The 15,952-nt window shown below is 56.2% G+C and carries 16 protein-coding genes and 3 pseudogenes; 13 read left to right on the forward strand and 6 right to left on the reverse strand.

The window, feature by feature from the left end:
- Positions 1 to 4: 4 nt before the first annotated feature.
- The 3 genes from CQ041_RS06140 to CQ041_RS06150 all read right to left on the reverse strand — a co-directional run bounded on the left by CQ041_RS06140 (position 5) and on the right by CQ041_RS06150 (position 2,302).
- Positions 5 to 826, reverse strand: coding sequence for a bile acid:sodium symporter family protein (locus CQ041_RS06140; RefSeq protein ID WP_105521583.1), 822 nt, complete (start codon positions 824 to 826; stop codon positions 5 to 7).
- 87 nt (positions 827 to 913) lie between these two features.
- A complete protein-coding gene (locus tag CQ041_RS06145; RefSeq protein ID WP_105521584.1) occupies positions 914 to 1,501 on the reverse strand; it encodes an HD domain-containing protein in 588 nt (195 codons plus the stop codon).
- 12 nt (positions 1,502 to 1,513) lie between these two features.
- The gene (locus tag CQ041_RS06150; protein ID WP_231501191.1) at positions 1,514 to 2,302 is read right to left on the reverse strand and encodes a class II aldolase/adducin family protein; all 789 of its coding nucleotides are present in this window, start codon (positions 2,300 to 2,302) and stop codon (positions 1,514 to 1,516) included.
- A gap of 108 nt (positions 2,303 to 2,410) precedes the next feature.
- On the opposite strand from CQ041_RS06150, the gene CQ041_RS06155 reads away from it, so the two are divergent.
- Positions 2,411 to 3,304, forward strand: coding sequence for a LysR family transcriptional regulator (locus tag CQ041_RS06155; RefSeq protein ID WP_163001893.1), 894 nt, complete (start codon positions 2,411 to 2,413; stop codon positions 3,302 to 3,304).
- Positions 3,305 to 3,324: 20 nt separating this feature from the next.
- Here the strand turns inward: CQ041_RS06155 and CQ041_RS06160 are convergent, their stop codons facing one another.
- Positions 3,325 to 3,999 (reverse strand): HAD family hydrolase, encoded by a 675-nt coding sequence (locus tag CQ041_RS06160; RefSeq protein ID WP_105521586.1) that lies wholly within the window; start codon positions 3,997 to 3,999, stop codon positions 3,325 to 3,327.
- 266 nt (positions 4,000 to 4,265) lie between these two features.
- Between CQ041_RS06160 and CQ041_RS06165 the strand changes: the two genes are divergently transcribed.
- Entirely contained in the window at positions 4,266 to 4,505 is a 240-nt protein-coding gene (locus tag CQ041_RS06165; protein ID WP_177429358.1) for a hypothetical protein, read from the forward strand.
- A gap of 382 nt (positions 4,506 to 4,887) precedes the next feature.
- Here CQ041_RS06165 and CQ041_RS06175 read toward each other — a convergent pair whose 3' ends face one another.
- Entirely contained in the window at positions 4,888 to 5,046 is a 159-nt protein-coding gene (locus CQ041_RS06175; RefSeq protein WP_105521866.1) for a DUF2256 domain-containing protein, read from the reverse strand.
- Between the two features lie 144 nt (positions 5,047 to 5,190).
- Between CQ041_RS06175 and CQ041_RS06180 the strand changes: the two genes are divergently transcribed.
- The 5 genes and pseudogenes from CQ041_RS06180 (at position 5,191) to CQ041_RS06195 (ending at position 7,974) form a co-directional block, all read left to right on the forward strand.
- Complete coding sequence (locus CQ041_RS06180) at positions 5,191 to 5,439, forward strand: CsbD family protein (RefSeq protein ID WP_105521589.1); 249 nt, start codon at positions 5,191 to 5,193, stop codon at positions 5,437 to 5,439.
- Positions 5,440 to 5,590: 151 nt separating this feature from the next.
- Positions 5,591 to 6,358 (forward strand): annotated as a pseudogene (locus CQ041_RS26730) (PAS domain-containing protein); the annotation flags it as partial.
- A gap of 114 nt (positions 6,359 to 6,472) precedes the next feature.
- A pseudogene (locus CQ041_RS26735) lies at positions 6,473 to 6,946 on the forward strand (methyl-accepting chemotaxis protein); the annotation flags it as partial.
- A gap of 134 nt (positions 6,947 to 7,080) precedes the next feature.
- Positions 7,081 to 7,245, forward strand: a complete 165-nt coding sequence (locus CQ041_RS26295; RefSeq protein WP_156088628.1) for a hypothetical protein — start codon at positions 7,081 to 7,083, stop codon at positions 7,243 to 7,245.
- A 117-nt stretch (positions 7,246 to 7,362) separates the two neighbouring features.
- Positions 7,363 to 7,974, forward strand: coding sequence for a dTMP kinase (locus tag CQ041_RS06195; protein ID WP_105521591.1), 612 nt, complete (start codon positions 7,363 to 7,365; stop codon positions 7,972 to 7,974).
- A gap of 37 nt (positions 7,975 to 8,011) precedes the next feature.
- Here the strand turns inward: CQ041_RS06195 and CQ041_RS06200 are convergent, their stop codons facing one another.
- The gene (locus tag CQ041_RS06200) at positions 8,012 to 9,532 is read right to left on the reverse strand and encodes a Fic family protein (protein ID WP_105521592.1); all 1,521 of its coding nucleotides are present in this window, start codon (positions 9,530 to 9,532) and stop codon (positions 8,012 to 8,014) included.
- A gap of 390 nt (positions 9,533 to 9,922) precedes the next feature.
- Here CQ041_RS06200 and CQ041_RS06210 point away from each other — a divergent pair, with 390 nt between their 5' ends.
- The 6 genes and pseudogenes from CQ041_RS06210 to CQ041_RS06235 all read left to right on the forward strand — a co-directional run bounded on the left by CQ041_RS06210 (position 9,923) and on the right by CQ041_RS06235 (position 15,872).
- Entirely contained in the window at positions 9,923 to 10,750 is an 828-nt protein-coding gene (locus CQ041_RS06210; protein WP_105521593.1) for a DMT family transporter, read from the forward strand.
- A gap of 18 nt (positions 10,751 to 10,768) precedes the next feature.
- A pseudogene (locus CQ041_RS06215) lies at positions 10,769 to 10,843 on the forward strand (transcriptional regulator); the annotation flags it as partial.
- Between the two features lie 496 nt (positions 10,844 to 11,339).
- Complete coding sequence (locus CQ041_RS06220) at positions 11,340 to 12,215, forward strand: LysR family transcriptional regulator (protein ID WP_105521867.1); 876 nt, start codon at positions 11,340 to 11,342, stop codon at positions 12,213 to 12,215.
- Between the two features lie 104 nt (positions 12,216 to 12,319).
- Positions 12,320 to 13,486, forward strand: a complete 1,167-nt coding sequence (locus CQ041_RS06225; protein ID WP_105521594.1) for a pyridoxal phosphate-dependent aminotransferase — start codon at positions 12,320 to 12,322, stop codon at positions 13,484 to 13,486.
- Entirely contained in the window at positions 13,483 to 14,409 is a 927-nt protein-coding gene (locus CQ041_RS06230; protein WP_105521595.1) for an AEC family transporter, read from the forward strand. Before CQ041_RS06225 ends, CQ041_RS06230 begins: the two co-directional genes overlap by 4 nt.
- Positions 14,410 to 14,846: 437 nt before the next feature.
- Positions 14,847 to 15,872: an AraC family transcriptional regulator gene (locus CQ041_RS06235; RefSeq protein ID WP_105521596.1), complete on the forward strand. Its 1,026-nt coding sequence runs from the start codon at positions 14,847 to 14,849 to the stop codon at positions 15,870 to 15,872.
- Positions 15,873 to 15,952: the final 80 nt, after the last annotated feature.

The raw sequence follows: 15,952 nt of genomic DNA on the forward strand, positions 1-15,952 counted from the left end.
CATTTCACCGTCGCACCGAAAAGGCGAAGGCCAGGCCGCCCACATACATCAGCACGCCGTAGATGGCTGCCGGGACAACCAGGGAATCGTCCTGCAGTACCGTGCTGCCGATGACGATCGCCAGTGTGGCGTTCTGCATTGCCGTTTCAATGGCGACGGTCACGGCCTGACGCCGCTCCAGCCGGCCAATTTTAGCCACGCCGAAGCCCAGGGCCAGCATCAGCACATTGAGCGCCACGGCCAGGGGTGCCACAACACTGAAGTGCTGTTCGAACAGGTTCCAATTCTTGACGACCGCGCCGATCACAATTACCACAAAAGCCAGCGTCGACAGGCGCGTCGCAAGTGGCTCAAAGCGCTGGGTAGCCTGCGGCCATACCCGCCGCGTGAGCATCCCGAGTCCGACGGGAAGGCCCAGCATGGCGAACACCTGAATCATCATGAAGCCCACCGGGAAGTCGATGTTCTGGTTCGCGCCAAGAAAGTGCCCCATTGCCAGCGTCACGATCAGCGGCAGCGTGACGATGGTGACCAGGCTGGCCGCAGCGGTGAAGCTGAGCGCCAGGGCGACATCGCCGCGGGCAATATAGGTCAGCAGATTAGAGGTTGTTCCTGTCGGACAGGCCGCAATCAGCATGAACCCGACCGCCAGCGCTCCGGGAAGAGGAAACGCGAGGAGGAGGGCGAAACATACCAGCGGCAACAGCACAAAATGGCAAACGAAACCGAGCAGGAACGCGCGTGGCTGTGCCGCAATACGCCTGAAGTCAGCGGGTACCAGACCCAATCCGAGCGAAAACATGATCAATGCCAGCAACAGCGGCATGAGCACTGTTGCGAGTAGGTCGCCAGACAAGGAACTCTCCCAAGCGCCGTCATTGCGGCGCGATTGTTGTGATAGGGGTCGACGCGGTCAGCGTTGGTTGGACGGCATGTAGATACTGCGTTTGGGGGTTGTCATGACGCGTCGCAACAGCGGTTCGAAAAACTCCAGGGGCAGTGTTTCCGTCGCGGGGTTGAACGCGGCTGCGTCGTACTTTTCACAGAACTCGACGGTTCGCTGGTAAAGGTCTGGCAGGTTCGAAAATCGATCGCGCGCATTGCGATCCAGTCCCAGGTGTTGGAAAAAATAATAGCCTTGAAACAAGCCATGATTGGCCACCATCCAGTGGTTCTCCGTGCTGACGAAGGGCTGCAATATGACCGCGGCCATGTCCGCGTGATTGAAGCTGGCGAGCGTATCGCCGATGTCATGCACCAATGCACACACGACGTATTCCTCATCCTGGCCATCAAGGTGCGCCAGTGTGGCCGTCTGCAGGCTGTGGGTCAGCCGATCCACGGCAAAACCACCGTAGTCGCCGGCCAGCAAGCGCAGGTGGTCGAGAATGCGGTCGGGTAACTTGAGGGCATGCAGCTTTTGCTCGTCTGCGATCACGCGCCAATCATCCAGCGTACCGTCGCGCATGTGGTGAAAGGTGGCTTGCAAAGTCGGTTTCATACCTGGTTCCTGTCAGAGGCGAAAGCCGGGATCAATCCGGTCGAGTCGACGCAATAAGCCTGGCCAAGCGAGTGCGCCGCCCAGGCCGTGGGTCACCTGTTGCGCCTGAGCCGCGATACCGGCCAGCACATCGGAACCTATCGGCGTAATCGGCACACCGCCCGACAGCGCGCGCACTTGAATCATGCAGGCGGCTTCAAAGATATACATCGCCAGGAAGGCATCGGCCACACTGGCACCCACCGTCAGTAATCCGTGATTGCGTAGCATCATGAAGGTACGGTTGCCCAAGTGCTCAACCAGCCGTGGTTTTTCATCATCGTTGAGTGCCACGCCTTCGTAATCGTGATAAGCCAGCGATGCCAGCACGAACAGTGACTGTTGCGACAACGGTAGCAGACCCTCCGCTTGTGCGGAGACCGCGCAACCATTGATTGAATGCGCATGCATCACGCAGTGGGCATCCGGTCGAGCCGCATGCACGGCGCTGTGGATCGTAAAACCGGCTGGGTTCACGTCATGGGGCGAGTCCGCGACCTTACGGCCCTGGTAATCGACCTTGACCAGGCTGCTGGCAGTGATTTCGTCGAACAGATAACCATAGGGGTTGATCAGGAAGTGGCCGTTTTCACCCGGCACTCGGCACGAAATGTGAGTGAAGACGAGGTCATCCCAGCCGAAGCTCGCGTACAGCCTGTAGGCCGCCGCTAGCTCCACACGGGCGTTCCATTCGGCGTCACTGACGCGGCCTTGCAGGCTGGTAGCGTGGGAGGAGGGCATCGCAACAAGGGGGTGGCTCATGGTGGCGGCTCCGGTTGATTGAATAGCGCAGCGAAATAATCATGAGCGCGCCAGGGTATAAACTGAAATAACGGATGGCGTATTCCGCAATAACCAACAGGAATGGCGATGCTTGAAGACGATTTGGTGTACTTTTCCACCGTAGCCACTGCCGGCAGCCTGGCCCGGGCGGCCGAGCGCCTGGGAGTGTCCCAGCCTGCATTGACCAAATCGGTACAGCGGCTGGAACGGCGGCTGGGGGTGAAATTGCTGGTGCGCTCCTCACGCGGCATCGAACTGACGGACGCCGGTGCTGCGTTCCTGGTGCGCAGTCGTGCTATCTCGCGGGAACTCGAAGACGCGCAACAGGAGGCGCGCGACCTGGCGGGCGGCCAGGCGGGCATACTGCGCATTGGTGCGACGCCGGCGGCGGCTAATTTCACCTTGGCCGCCTTGCTACCTCGGCTGATAGACGAGCGGCCAGCGGCACGCATCAACTTTGTCACCGCGTTCAGCGACGCACTGCTGGATGCCGTGGCGAACCGCGACGTCGAACTGGCCCTGTTGCCGTTGCCCGAGCGCGTTGATCCAAGCCTTGAAGTGCTGCACCTGCTGGAAGACGATTATCAACTGATCGTCAGTGATCGGCATCCGTTGGCGGGCAAGTGCAGTGTGTCGATGAGTGATCTGGCCAGCTATCAGTGGGCCGGCTCCAGCAAGCACGAATTTGCGCGTAGCCAGCTTGAACGGGCTTTTGCCCTCGAAGGGATTGCACTACCCAATCTGGTCTTCGAAGCCAATAATCTGCCGGCTCTGATGCTGGCGGTATCGCGTACCTCACTGGTAAGCGTTTTAAACTCGCGCGCCGTGTCGCCGGAAAGCCTCCCGGCGAACGTCGTCATGCTGCCGATTTGCTCCGAACACATTCGCTGCCCGATCGGTCTGGTGTGGCGACGTGGCTACCTGTCGTCCATAGCCCTGCGGGCCAAGGCGCTTGTACAGGCCGCGGCAGTGGTCGCATGAGGTCTTGCCGCAGGTTGGCGTTACGGCCTGGTGGCGATTTCGTCGAGATGCTGCAAGAGGTCGTGAGGATCCTCGTAAACCCGCAGCGCACCCGCTCGTTCAAGCTCGCCGATGTCGTAGCCGCCGGAGAGCAGGCCGACACCCGTCGCCTTGCAGCGCCGGGCTGCGAGCATGTCCCATATGGCATCCCCGACGACCACACATTGATCGATGGGCGCCTTGAGCTTTTGGGCCGCAGCCAGGAACAGGTCGGGATCCGGTTTGCCGTATTTGACGTCGTCACGGGTAATGATGTTGATGTCGTTGATATCCAGGCCGAGGGCCGCCAAATTTATCCTGGCGGTGGACGAGCCTCCACTGGTGGCAATGCACCACTGTCTATTTTCTTCGGTGAGCGTGTCGAGTAGCTCGACGGCCCCCGGCAGTGCCGTAATTTGATGTTTCAGGGCGTCGTAGGCAGCTGCGTGCTTCTCGCTCAACACTTTGCCTTGCGCTTCTGAAATGATCACGCCGGTTTCGCGTGTCAGCGTTTTCAACATCAGGCCTCCGCTCATGCCAATCTTTCGATGGATGCGCCACATGGCGAGCGGGATGTTTTCCGAGTCGAGTGCCTGCTTCCAGGCCGCTACGTTCTGGTAAACGCTGTCAGTCAGCGTCCCATCGAGGTCGAATATGAACGATGTTTCCGGACGCATGGAGGTCCTCCGGTAGATGATGGCATGGGCTTTTGACGCCATGAATTAAACCCTTGGCATACAGGGTTCTGAGACTGGCAGGCGCCACGCGTTCATTATTTCTGGGGCGGGGGCAGGGCAGTGTTGGCGGTTCTCTACAATTCAGGACCCGGTGGGGGAGGCGTAAATAATTGGAACGGCGCTTCAACGTGCTCGCCTAACGTTTAGCCTGTGCGCAAAGGCACAGGCGATATGCCAATAACGGCATTCTGCTAGAGGTGGATAACGTGGCTAAAGACGATAAGAAAAGCAAAGATGAAGCTTCGAAAGCCAGTAAGGACTTGAAGGACAAGAAGTCTTCCCCGGCCAAGAAATCCGCAGCGGCCTCGGCGCTGTCAAAGTCTTCTGACAAGAAAGACAAGAAGAAGGATGCCGAGCCGAAAAAGTCTGCAAAGAAATCAGACAGCAAGGCAGACAAGCCGAAGAAGTCAGAGAAGTCCGATAAACCGGCGAAAAAGAAAAAGTGAAAGTGGCCAGGGCGTTGAGCCCTGGCTTTCATCTTCCGGTAGTGCCAATGCGTGTCAAACGTCTGCGGGGAGTGAAGGGTTGCTGCAGCGCCAGAGCTTGCCCTTGACTACGAAGTAGCGGCCATCGAGCGTCGTTGGATGCATCGACGCGATTCCAGGGTATTCGTCAAAGGCGCGTGACCCGCCATGTTGTTGTGCGCAACGAGTGCGTGATGTCGACGTGCGATGCGCATCATGCCCCATAACATGGAAATGGCTATCGAGATCCATGCGGCAACTAGGCTGAAGATGGTCATTGCAAGGCTCATGAGATTCTCCCGTTGCGTTGTTGTCTTCTTCTCTCCTGGTAAATGACCTCCCTGCCTCTGAAGGATTCAAATTATCAGTCCGTGCCTGGTGCAGAGACTGGTGAGCTCCGGCTGCGCCGGCAGCGCTCCGAACAATAACGAACCTCCTCCCAGCTACGCGCCCATTTTTTTCTCCAGGTGAAAGGCAGGCCGCACGTCGCGCAGATTTTCACCGGAAGCTCGCTCTTTTTCACCGCCACCCCCCTGTTGATGTTGGTCCGCAGTCTCAACATATATTTTGAACCTATTCTGGCGGTCCTGCCCCTAATGCTTTGCAGCTAGCCACTGGCTCATGCTGACCCTGGATCGTCCCATTACACGCAAAAGTAAGGTGATTTATGAAAAGTGAACAAGTCGAAGGTGTAGCAGAAAAGGTTGCAGGGAAGGCACAGAGCGTCGTCGGGAAACTTTTTGGGGATTCGAAGCTGGAAGCCGAAGGGGCTGGACGCCAAGCTGCCGGTCAGCTGACTCAGACCTATGGCGATGCACTGGACAGCGTATCTGCGTTCGTCAAAGAGAAACCCGTCGCCGCGATTGCGATTGGCGCTGTGGCCCTGTTGGTGATGGACCGTCTCTTTCGCCGCTGAGCCGAGATGAGAGAACTCCCGGGAGGGAGTTCCGTTTCGTGTTGATCGATCCACGTCTACAGAAAATAATCCTCCTGTGCCGCGTAAAGTCAGGTACTCCCCAGCCGATAGCGAATCAATACACACGGTTCATCTCGGCTGAGGGTACGGCATGTTCAATCAAGCACTCAAAACACAACTGGCAGCCAGGACGGCCGAAACCACCGAGTTCAAAGGATTGATCGCCGCGCTCGAGCGCTCCATGGCCGTGGTCGAATTCGACCTTAACGGTAAAGTGCTGCGGGCCAACGAGAAGTTTCAGACAACCCTTGGCTATACCGCCGACCAGTTGATCGGGAAGTCTCACCGGGAATTTTGCTTGCCAGCACTGACAAGCAGCCCGTCCTACAGCCAGTTCTGGTCCGATCTCAAGGCGGGAAAATTTGTCTCCGGCACGTTCAAACGTGTGGATGCCAAAGGCCGCACGCTCTGGTTGGAAGCCAGTTACAACCCGGTGCTGGATGACCGGGGCCAGGTGCTGAGAGTGGTCAAGTACGCCCTCGACGTCACCCAAAAGGTCGAGCAAGAGGCCGCCACCCACAGCAAGTTGACCGCCCTGGATCGCGCCATGGCCGTGATCGAGTTCGACCTCACAGGCCTGGTGTTGGACGCCAACGCAAACTTCTTGAATGTGATGGGGTATGCCCTGGCGGAAATCATAGGCAAACAACACCGGCTGTTTTGTGAAAACGAGCTGATCAACAGCCAGGAATACGCTGACTTCTGGCGCCGCTTGAACAACGGTGAGTTTTTCACCGGGCAGTTCAAACGCCTGGGCAAACATGGCCGGGTAGTGTGGCTGGAGGCCAGCTACAACCCGGTGTATGACGGCGATGGCAAGTTGATCAAGATCGTCAAGTTCGCCAGCGACATCACTGAGCGGGTAGAAAAATTCGAAGAGGATTCGCGCAGCGCGTCCCGGGCCTACCATATCTCTTCGGAGACCGAGCGCTTCGCCGAGCATGGCACCCAAGTGATCCAGGAGACCGCCACGGAGATGCGCCGCATTGCTGACAACATTGGCGAGTCCGCACGGCTGGTGGGGCAATTGGGCGATCGCTCCGAACAGATCACAGCCATCGTCAATACCATTCGCGGCATCGCCGACCAGACGAACCTGTTGGCGCTCAACGCCGCGATCGAAGCGGCCAGGGCCGGGGATCAAGGCCGTGGCTTTGCGGTAGTAGCGGACGAAGTACGGCAACTGGCCGGGCGTACCAGCCGTTCAACCGCAGAGATTGCCGAGATGATCGGCATGATCCTTTCGGAAACCCGCGAGGCGGTGAGCAGCATGCAGTCGACCCAGGCAGGCGCGCAACGCGGTGTTAGCCTGGCGGACCAGGCCGGCTCGGTGATCCTGCAAATTCGCACCAGCACCCATGATGCGGTGGAAGCCGTCAGTATGTTTGCGTCGAAGTTGGATGAGTCGGAAGTCATTCCCAAGACGGCCATTGGCTGGATGGGGTGATCAGCCCTGTTCGCAGGCATTAATCGACTTTGCGGATTGGAAATTATGCAGGACAACGGGAAGTTGCCATAAGGGGAGGGCTGCTGCCCCATTTCATGCTTGGCATCTTGAGGGCCGACCTTAAGGAGTTTGTCGTGAACCCACACCTTTTAGCGATGCCCGACGCAGATTTTCCCTCGCTCCCTGAGCGCGGAATTTACGTCGATCAGGAAGATTTCAATAATGAAATCAAGCTGAGTAACTACCGCCGGTACGCCGACTTGCGCAACCATGAATACAGTGGCTTTTCGTTCGACTAGCTCCGGCACTGCAACTTCGGCACCGCGGGCACGGTGGCGCAGAAGATGGCTGATTGGTTTGGGCGCGGGCCATATGAGGTTACAGTGCGCACCAACGTCTGAATCGCTGCGTGAATAATGAATCGTCCGCTGTTTATCTCTTTCGATGGGCCCAAGGGAACCGGCAAGACCACGCTGTTAGAGGCGGTTACGGCCGCACTGAGGGCGGGCAACCAGAAAGTTGTCCGACTCTGCGAGCGAAAAAGCGACCCCAACCGGGGTGAAACCATGGCCCTGGTCAATGAGCTTGCCAGAAATCCTTCAAGTGAGCTTGAATGGGTCGTGTGCCAGCGGTTTGCTAAAAGCAGGCGCTGGATTTCCCAGCATGTGCTGACCCGGCAGCCGCAAGACAGCATGATCCTGATTGATCGCTGGTATCCATCTGATGCCGCGTTTCGCCACGAAATCCCGTTTGCAGAGATTTTGCAGTTGAACAGGGATCGAGGTGTGCAAACGCCAGACCTGCATGTGGGCGTCATCACCGAACCGGCTATTTCCTGGGCGCGGGCAGCAAACCGATCCAGGGGACTGGGGGGTACGGTGATTCAAAAGTATGCAGAACATGTGGTCTGCAGCGAGATGTTCGAACAGGCCGCTGCAGATCAGGGCTGGGTCGTGTGTCGCAACGAAGGAGCAGTCGAGGACGCTGTGATGCAGGTCGTTTCCGAGATCGGTAAAGTCTCGCGGTGATTGTCAAAGGGGCTCGAGAGGCCCAGTGACCATCAAATCAACCGCCCCGGTCGCCTGACGATTGATCGTCCGGCGCTGCGAAGGCTTCTCCCAGAAGGGCCTGGGCGTGACCCTCGAGAAAGTCGAAAACCTCTTCCTGGATATACCCGTTGTATTGCTTGCGCCGGCCCTTTGAAACGACCCCGTTCTGGTCCAGGCACTGCATGATCAACTTGCTCAAGAGGCTGCCGCGCACGTCGTAATTGTCATTCACCACCTTGAGCAGCGTGTCGTACCGTTGCAAATACTCGGTTTCTTCCCTCAGTTCGACTTCCAATGCCCGCTTGGCCATTTCCAGCGTGAAGGCCACACATTCAGTCGCATCCCAGTAGCGATAGAGGCTTGGGTCGCCGGTGAAGTCGAGCGACATGTTGTCGGCATCGACCCAACGAACGTCCCAGAATTGCCGCGCAGGTTTCGAGAAGCTCTGCAGCGCGTCAAGATAGCGTTGCTCCTCGCGTTTCATGGCCACGGAGATCGGTAGCAACAACCCGTTCTCCAGCGCACCACTGCAGCACAAAGCCTGGTGTATCAAGAAGCGCGACAGTCGGCCATTCCCATCCATGAAGGGGTGCAAGAAGACGAACCCGAACGAGGCAATGCCTGCGGCCACCAGCGGGTCAAGCTCCAGAGGTGCCCGGTTTGCGAAGGCCATGAGTTCGATCATCAGGTCTCGGCAAAGGTCTGGAGGAGGGGGGATGTAGGTCACCCCCGCCGCGCCTCGGAAGGAGTTGGTCAGGTGGTTTTGTTCATGCCGGAAGGCCACCGCCCATTCGAGCGGGTGGCTGATCACACTGTTTTGCAGAGAGACCAAGTAGTCTTCGGTAAGAGGCTGGCGTTCATGTGCCTGGCGAAGCAACTGCACAAAACGCTCTGACTTCTGCTCGCTGGGTGCTTCCTTTTCAATCGCAAATGAAGAATCTGTTTCGCTCAGGTACGCCCAATTGATGGCGCGATCCATCATTTCCCTGGGTAAGGAAGCAATGAATTCTTTCGAACGTCCGAGAATGTCGTATTCAAGCAGGGCCTGGACCTCAGGCGTGCGTTCTACCGTCGCGCAATAGTGAAGTGTCCCGAGTCCATTGAAGTCCACGCGCCAGCGGTTGTTTCGCACCGATGGGCCCGTGATGTAGCGCTCTGGATCAAACAGCACGACGCCGGGGCCGCGAGGCTTGTCCGTGTAGTCCAGTAAACGGTCGGAATAGGCTTCCCAGAGGAAGCAGATTTTGCGCAGATAGCCACTGCTGGGCGTCAGGGTTATGGCCTCGACCAGTAGTCGACCTTCAATACGAGGCAGGGCCTGCGCCAAAACAGACAGGTTGACGCCCTCATGTTTGAGCGCAAAGATGATGTGGGCGAGAAAATCCCCAGTCTCCGGAGCAACCGCCTGTGGCACGGCAAGCGCGCCGTTGATCTGCTTGATGCGCGTGACGGGTTGAACGAGTGCAGGCTTCTTGACCCCTATAGCCTTCAGGCCCATCGCATCGATCAAATGGGCGTAACCCACGAGATTTCCCATTTCCCCCCCTGTCGTTGGCTGGATTTTCTTAACCGACCCAAGATTTTCTTAACATCTGCGCAGAACACTCAGAAAATATTAACCGAAAATGGCCGTGTAGCGACTACTTTTGGGCTGTGCGCCACGTCGACTGTCCGGAAACCGACAAGCGCTCGCATTGTTGGGCACCTAAGCACCATTGAGTCACTGTACTGTTCCTTCGCCGCTGGCTTACTACTTCGTCTGCCCCAAAGGGATCTAATCCCAGCCCCATATCGCCAGCTTTCGCCAATGGTTGGTCAGTGAGGCGCAGAAGGTACAACGTATAGATCCGTAGGCCATGAGCATTCACTCATGCTGCGATGAGGAGACTTCTCTTTAGTCCCGGCAGCGGATTGCCTACAGTGGCGCATGCCTATTCATCTTATCTGCCTCGTTCTTTTCGCCGCGCTCCTGCATGCGAGCTGGAATGCACTGCTGCGTAGCGGTGCCGATCGGCTGTGGTCCATGACGGTGATGTGCATTGCCATTGCAATGGTGTGTATGGTCGCCGCAGCCTTCATGGTCCCCCCCGCGATTGAAAGCTGGGGCTACGCGCTGCTTTCGGGGTTGCTGCACGTGGGCTACAACCTGTTCCTGGTGCGCAGTTACCGAGTCGGCGACCTGGGGCAGATCTACCCGATTTCACGCGGATCGTCGCCGGTGCTGATCACCTTGGGTGCGGCCGTTTTCGCCGGAGAAAGCATCAGCCCTGGCGAGTTGCTCGGTGTCGCGCTGGTGTCAGGCGGGATCATTTCGCTGGCCTTCAAAGGGCGTAACCTGTCGGTTCCCAGCTTGCCCTATGCGCTGGGAACGGGCTGCTTCATTGCGGCCTACAGCGTCGTCGACGGCATCGGCGCCAGGCTGTCCGGCGCGCCGCTGGCCTACACCGTATGGATGTGCGTCCTGTGGGGCGTGCTGATGCCACTGGTCTACATCGGCCTGCGTGGCCCGCGCAGCTTGTTCACGGTTCGGCCAGGAACCGTTACGGCTGTGGTCGGCGGACTGGTCTCTTTGCTCGCGTATGCAATGGTCATCTACGCCATGAACGAAGCGCCGCTGGGCGCGGTATCGGCATTGCGCGAAACCAGCGTGCTGTTTGCGTTGCTGATTGGTTATGTATTCCTCGGCGAGACGCTCACCGCGCGCCGGATACTGGCGTGCGTCGTGATCGCCAGCGGCGCTGTCATTATCGGCTGATACGGGCAACTGCTTCCAATGTCTAAACTCGCAGAATTCCGCCAGCTCGAAAAGCACCTCGCCGCACAGCTACAAGCGCTCGAAGCCCTCCGTTGATAGCCATTGAGTTATCTAATCCGAGGAGCCTTCGTTACCCGGGAATCCAGTCGGCTTAGCTCAATGGGCATGAACCGTGTGCTTATTAAAAAGATGCCCTCACGCGCCTGCCGACGCAGTGGGCGGCCGAGATAGGCCATCTGCTGCCACATCAGTGGATCCCTAGTTAACGTTGGCGAGTCAATGCCATCACAGGTGCCCGATCATTTCCAGTACGACTGATGATAATCACCGCGACGCCTGCAATTACCGCCCGTTACTCGAAAAGAATGCACTGGAAAGAGTGCCAACCCATGTAGCTGTCTGACACTCTTCCAATAGTCTGAGGCTCCGCTGACGGGGGTATTATCACCGCGCACCAATGAGTGACGCGGCAACCCAATCGATCAAGATTGCTAAGGGCCCGCAGAAGGCCGTGATCAGTTTCGATAAGTCAGCACGCATTAAACAATCCAGTAAACTGTTTGCCGACTGCAAAACAGGAGAGATCATTTTGTCATTGCGCGCGCTTCGTACCTTAATTGCGATTGCTCAGCACGGTTCTTTTGCGCGAGCTGCGGAGGCAGTTTACCTCACACAATCGGCAGTGAGCCTGCACGTAAAGTCGCTTGAAGATGAGTTCAACGCTTCGTTATTCGACCGCTCGCGTAGATTGCCTGTATTAACCGACGCAGGCCATGTGGCCGTGGAGCGGGCTCGCGAGATCGTTGCACTTTACGACAGCATTGCTTCGGATATAGGTGGTGATAACGAGCTGCGCGGTCGACTGAAAATCGGAGCCATCCAGACGGCGCTGGCGGGTGCTTTGCCACTTGCTCTGGCCACCCTAGCTGCCGAGCACCCACATCTACGCATAAACGTAGCCTCGGGCATGTCTGCCGAATTGGCCTCGCGCGTAGAGGCTGGCGAGTTGGATGTAGCAATCACCACAGAGCCTGTGAAACCGCACCCCTACGGCTTGGTTAGTACAACACTCTACGAAGAAGGCTTTTGGATCATTGCTCCGGGCTCATGTGCAGGTTTGGATTTTCGGCAGCTACTTCAGCAATTACCGTTTATCCGCTTTGACCGCAGGGCTTGGGCCGGACGCACCATTGATCGGGAGCTTCGTCGGATGCGGCTGCGCGTGCAAACCAGTATGGAGTTAGACAGTCAGGATACGATCATCCAGATGGTTGCCAGCGGTTTGGGGGTGTCAGTGGTTCCACTATCCAGCCAGAACCTCGAACAACTCGAACACCTGGAAGTCCAGCCGTTTGGATCACCGCAGAGAACGCGTCGTGTTGTGCTCTTGGAGCAAGAAGAAAGGCCACTCGGACGTCTGGCAGCAGCCCTAGCACAGGCGGTGAAAAGGTATGCTCCTACATAACGACCAATGAGTAAAACTTGTTGAAACGTGAATTTTAAATCGTTTTTTCTTTAGGTATCGAGCCCTTATCGTAGTGCCCATACAAACGCACTCGGAAGGGCACCATGCACAGCAACGAAACTCCAATCTGCGCTTTCCAATCGCCTATCCTGCTCATGGCCGAACGTGCTGCCGCCATGCGCGCTGAGGGGCGGGATGTAATTGACTTAACGCTAGGCGAACCTGATTTCAATGCCCCTGAGCATGTACTCGACGCTGCGCATCTAGCGTTAAGCAACCGTCTGACGTATTCCCCATCGAACGGTATCGAGTCTCTGCGCAGTGCTATCCGTATGCGAGCAAGGGAAGACCGGGGATTAGAGTTCGGCGATGATCAAATCGCGGTTGGATGCGGTGCAAAACAGATCATTTTCAACGCCTTCCAGGCGACGCTTAAGCCCGGTGACGAAGTTATAGTTCCAGCGCCTTACTGGGCCAGTTATCCCGCGATGATCAAGATGTGCGGTGCGCACCCGATCATTCTTCCGACCACTGCTTCGGAAGGATTCCGATTAACAGCGGAGCACTTGGCAGCAGGACTGCGCTTGGCAAAATCGCCCAAGTGGGTGATTCTCAATGCACCTGGTAACCCTTCGGGCTCACTATACTCCGAGACCGATTTGCAAGCGTTGGCTGAAGTTCTGCGCCAGTACCCTGATGTGATGGTGCTGTCCGACGATATCTACGCAGAAATCCGATTCACCCAAGATCCTTATCTGACATTGGCGTCGATAGCACCAGATGTGGCAGGCCGTATCCTTATCGTCGACGGTGTATCCAAAGCCTACGCCATGACAGGTTGGCGTGTAGGTTGGGGTTGCGGGTCGAAGTCACTCATTTCCGCAATCACGACCGTGCAATCTCAAAACTGTACGCAGACCAGTACCTTGAGCCAACTTGCTGCGGTCGCTGCGCTTGAAGGGCCACGAAGCTTTCTTGCTGAGCGCAACGGAATCTATCGTCAGCGCCGAGATGCTGCACTTCATGTCCTCCGATCAAGCGATAAATTGGAGGTGTCGTGCCCAGAGGGCGCGTTTTATCTGCTTCCTAAGATCAAAATGATCATTGATGATCAATCTCTCGCACTTGATCTGCTCGAAGTCGGCGTCGCAACAGTTCCGGGGAGTGCTTTTGGGCTAGCTGGTCACCTTCGGCTGTCTTTTGCCACAGACGAGGCCACCTTGGTTGAAGGGTGTAAACGGTTGGTGCGTGCGCTCGGGGCGTACTCGTGACTGCCGAACTTTTGATTGCGCTTGCGCCTATTGCCTTGCTGATTGTGATGGGCGCCTGGCTCAAGCGCAGTCGGTTTCTGGAAGACAGTTTCTGGCCACAGGCCGAGCGCCTGGGCTACTACGTTCTCCTGCCAGCGCTGTTTTTGCATGGTCTTGCGACGGCTAAGTTGGACAACGTGCCAGTCCAAGGGATGATGATGGCGCTTGTACTCTCGACAGTCATTGTCGCAGTGCTGATGGTCGGGGCTCGTAGGATCATTCAGGGGAACGACGCTGCGTTCACTTCCGTCTTCCAAGGAGGGGTGCGTTTTAATAACTATGTGGGCGTCTCAGTGGTGGCCGGGTTGTTCGGTGCTCAGGGCGTCGCTCTGGCTGCCGTAGCCAATGCTGCAATAGTGCCAACCGTGAACATCCTTTGCGTATTGGTGTTCGCACGCTATGGCACAGGTGGCAGGATGTCTGCGGGAAAGGTTGCCAGGCAGTTGGCACTTAACCCTCTTGTACTCGCTTGCTTCGGAGGGATACTGCTTCAAGCGTTAGGATTGGGCCTGCCTGCTGGCATTGAGCCTGTGATAAAGGCTTTAGGGCGAGCTTCCTTACCACTAGGCTTACTGTGTGTAGGGGCAGCACTTGAGCTGGGCTCTTTGCGCAGTTGGGTTCGACCCGTCGCATATTCATCGGTGGTCAAGTTCATGATCATGCCACTGACCACGCTGTGCGCATGTCATCTGTTTGGATTGGACGGCAAAGCAGCAATCGCGGCATTGCTTTTCCAGGCACTGCCCACAGCTTCGTCGTCGTACATCATGGCGCGACAGCTAGGCGGCGACGCACCTCTTATGGCGGGCATAATCGCTAGTCAAACGTTACTTGCTGCTCTGGCGCTTCCCATTGCAGTAATCGTTTTGATTCCTTGGATATGAATTCGCTGGTGGCATCGCCACCCTGACCTTTAACGGAATAATGTCCGCTCAAAACGAAGCGACACCATCCTCTCGAATGCCGAAAGCCAGTGCAGCGTTCACTCGACGCTTACGCTGATCATCACGCAGGCCGAATTGGCCGTAATGTTACGCATCAATCACCCTCAAAAAGTGTGCGCAACGTTCAGACGCTATTTATGGCGACGTTATTCTCATGGGGGGGGACGTAAGGCGTGCGGTTGCCTCTAGGGGTATCCGCTGGCATATCTCACCATTGATCAGCGCAGCTGTGAGGTTTCCGTTTACGACTGTAGGCATCCGCCAATTTTTTAGTGTTAAATTGTAGGACAATTTTCCTCATTTATGCGGCCAAGGGGAGCAAAAAATAAATACAAGAGTAGCTCTACCAGCTCTACCGGAACAGTTTTGGAGTATTCATGCAAACAATTTCCGCTGTTTTTGCCAAGGCATTGATAGAAGCCGTTGGCTTTTCGAAAATCGGAGTTACTGAGACGCGGATTAATACTCCAGCATCCCACCTAGCGCTATCGAATGAAGCGCATCAAATTCCTTTAAAGGAACTCAATGACTTTCTCTTTGAGCTTCAGCGTCGAATTGGGAGCGAAGATGTTGGATTGCTTGCTTATAAAAAAGCTCATCCTGGCAATCTGGGTGTCTTGGGCTACGCAATTATGTCGAGTCCAACTATTCATAGTGCGCTTAAAAGTATCAAGGAGTTTTATCCTCTTGTAGGTACCGGATTTTGCATGTTTCTTGAAGAGCAGCCAACGCAAGTAAGATTTGTTGGGGTATCGGCAGATATATCTTCGCCCATGCTTCCCAGAGTTTTCATTGATGCGATCGCGTCTATTACCCTAGGCCTACTGCATTGGCTCACGCCTACGGTACGTTTTATGCCGGTAAAAGCGGAGTTCACCTATTCGAGGCCTAGAGATACTCGGCTATTGGAAGAAATGTTCGGCACCGGATTGGAGTTCGATTCAGCCGTCAATGCGCTGACTTTTCGCCGATGTGATACGGATCTGCCCGTAGCGACATTTGATGCGTCATTGCAAAAAATACACAATGACCATTTGGAACGGAAAAAGCGTGAGGTGACCTGCGACTGTGTGATTGAGCGAGTCAAAAGCGTAGTCCTGCAGCATCTGCATCAAACCAAGCCTCTCACGGTTGACGTGATCTCTCGCTCAATGGGACTTTCCACTTTCCAACTGACTCGGTTACTGGAGACGGTAGGAGCGCGCTTTCAGATGCTGGTTGACTCAGCTAGGCTCCAACACAGCCATCACTTGCTCATCAATACTTCGCTTCCCCTCAAGCAAGTCAGCTACAGCTTGGGTTTTAGGAGTCAGAGCGCTTTAAACAAAGCGTGTGAACGATGGTTCGGGATGTCTCCAGGGCGCTATCGTGTGTCAGGTGCTTCGTCGTCCAGTCCCCCTTGAGTGGAACATCGTTCTTCATCAAAAAGCCAGGAGACCTTTTGTTTATCCCTGCATGCCTTTCTTTTATCCGCAACACCTGA

The sequence above is a fragment of the Pseudomonas sp. MYb60 genome (assembly GCF_002979555.1).
Taxonomy (GTDB): domain Bacteria; phylum Pseudomonadota; class Gammaproteobacteria; order Pseudomonadales; family Pseudomonadaceae; genus Aquipseudomonas.

Bases quoted from the DNA above. Each gene is read 5' to 3' on its own strand.
- CQ041_RS06140 (WP_105521583.1), bottom strand. From the start codon at position 826: ATGCCGCTGTTGCTGGCATTGATCATGTTTTCGCTCGGATTGGGTCTG.
- CQ041_RS06145 (WP_105521584.1), bottom strand. From the start codon at position 1,501: ATGAAACCGACTTTGCAAGCCACCTTTCACCACATGCGCGACGGTACG.
- CQ041_RS06150 (WP_231501191.1), bottom strand. From the start codon at position 2,302: ATGAGCCACCCCCTTGTTGCGATGCCCTCCTCCCACGCTACCAGCCTG.
- CQ041_RS06155 (WP_163001893.1), top strand. From the start codon at position 2,411: ATGCTTGAAGACGATTTGGTGTACTTTTCCACCGTAGCCACTGCCGGC.
- CQ041_RS06160 (WP_105521586.1), bottom strand. From the start codon at position 3,999: ATGCGTCCGGAAACATCGTTCATATTCGACCTCGATGGGACGCTGACT.
- CQ041_RS06180 (WP_105521589.1), top strand. From the start codon at position 5,191: ATGAAAAGTGAACAAGTCGAAGGTGTAGCAGAAAAGGTTGCAGGGAAG.
- CQ041_RS06195 (WP_105521591.1), top strand. From the start codon at position 7,363: ATGAATCGTCCGCTGTTTATCTCTTTCGATGGGCCCAAGGGAACCGGC.
- CQ041_RS06200 (WP_105521592.1), bottom strand. From the start codon at position 9,532: ATGGGAAATCTCGTGGGTTACGCCCATTTGATCGATGCGATGGGCCTG.
- CQ041_RS06210 (WP_105521593.1), top strand. From the start codon at position 9,923: ATGCCTATTCATCTTATCTGCCTCGTTCTTTTCGCCGCGCTCCTGCAT.
- CQ041_RS06225 (WP_105521594.1), top strand. From the start codon at position 12,320: ATGCACAGCAACGAAACTCCAATCTGCGCTTTCCAATCGCCTATCCTG.
- CQ041_RS06235 (WP_105521596.1), top strand. From the start codon at position 14,847: ATGCAAACAATTTCCGCTGTTTTTGCCAAGGCATTGATAGAAGCCGTT.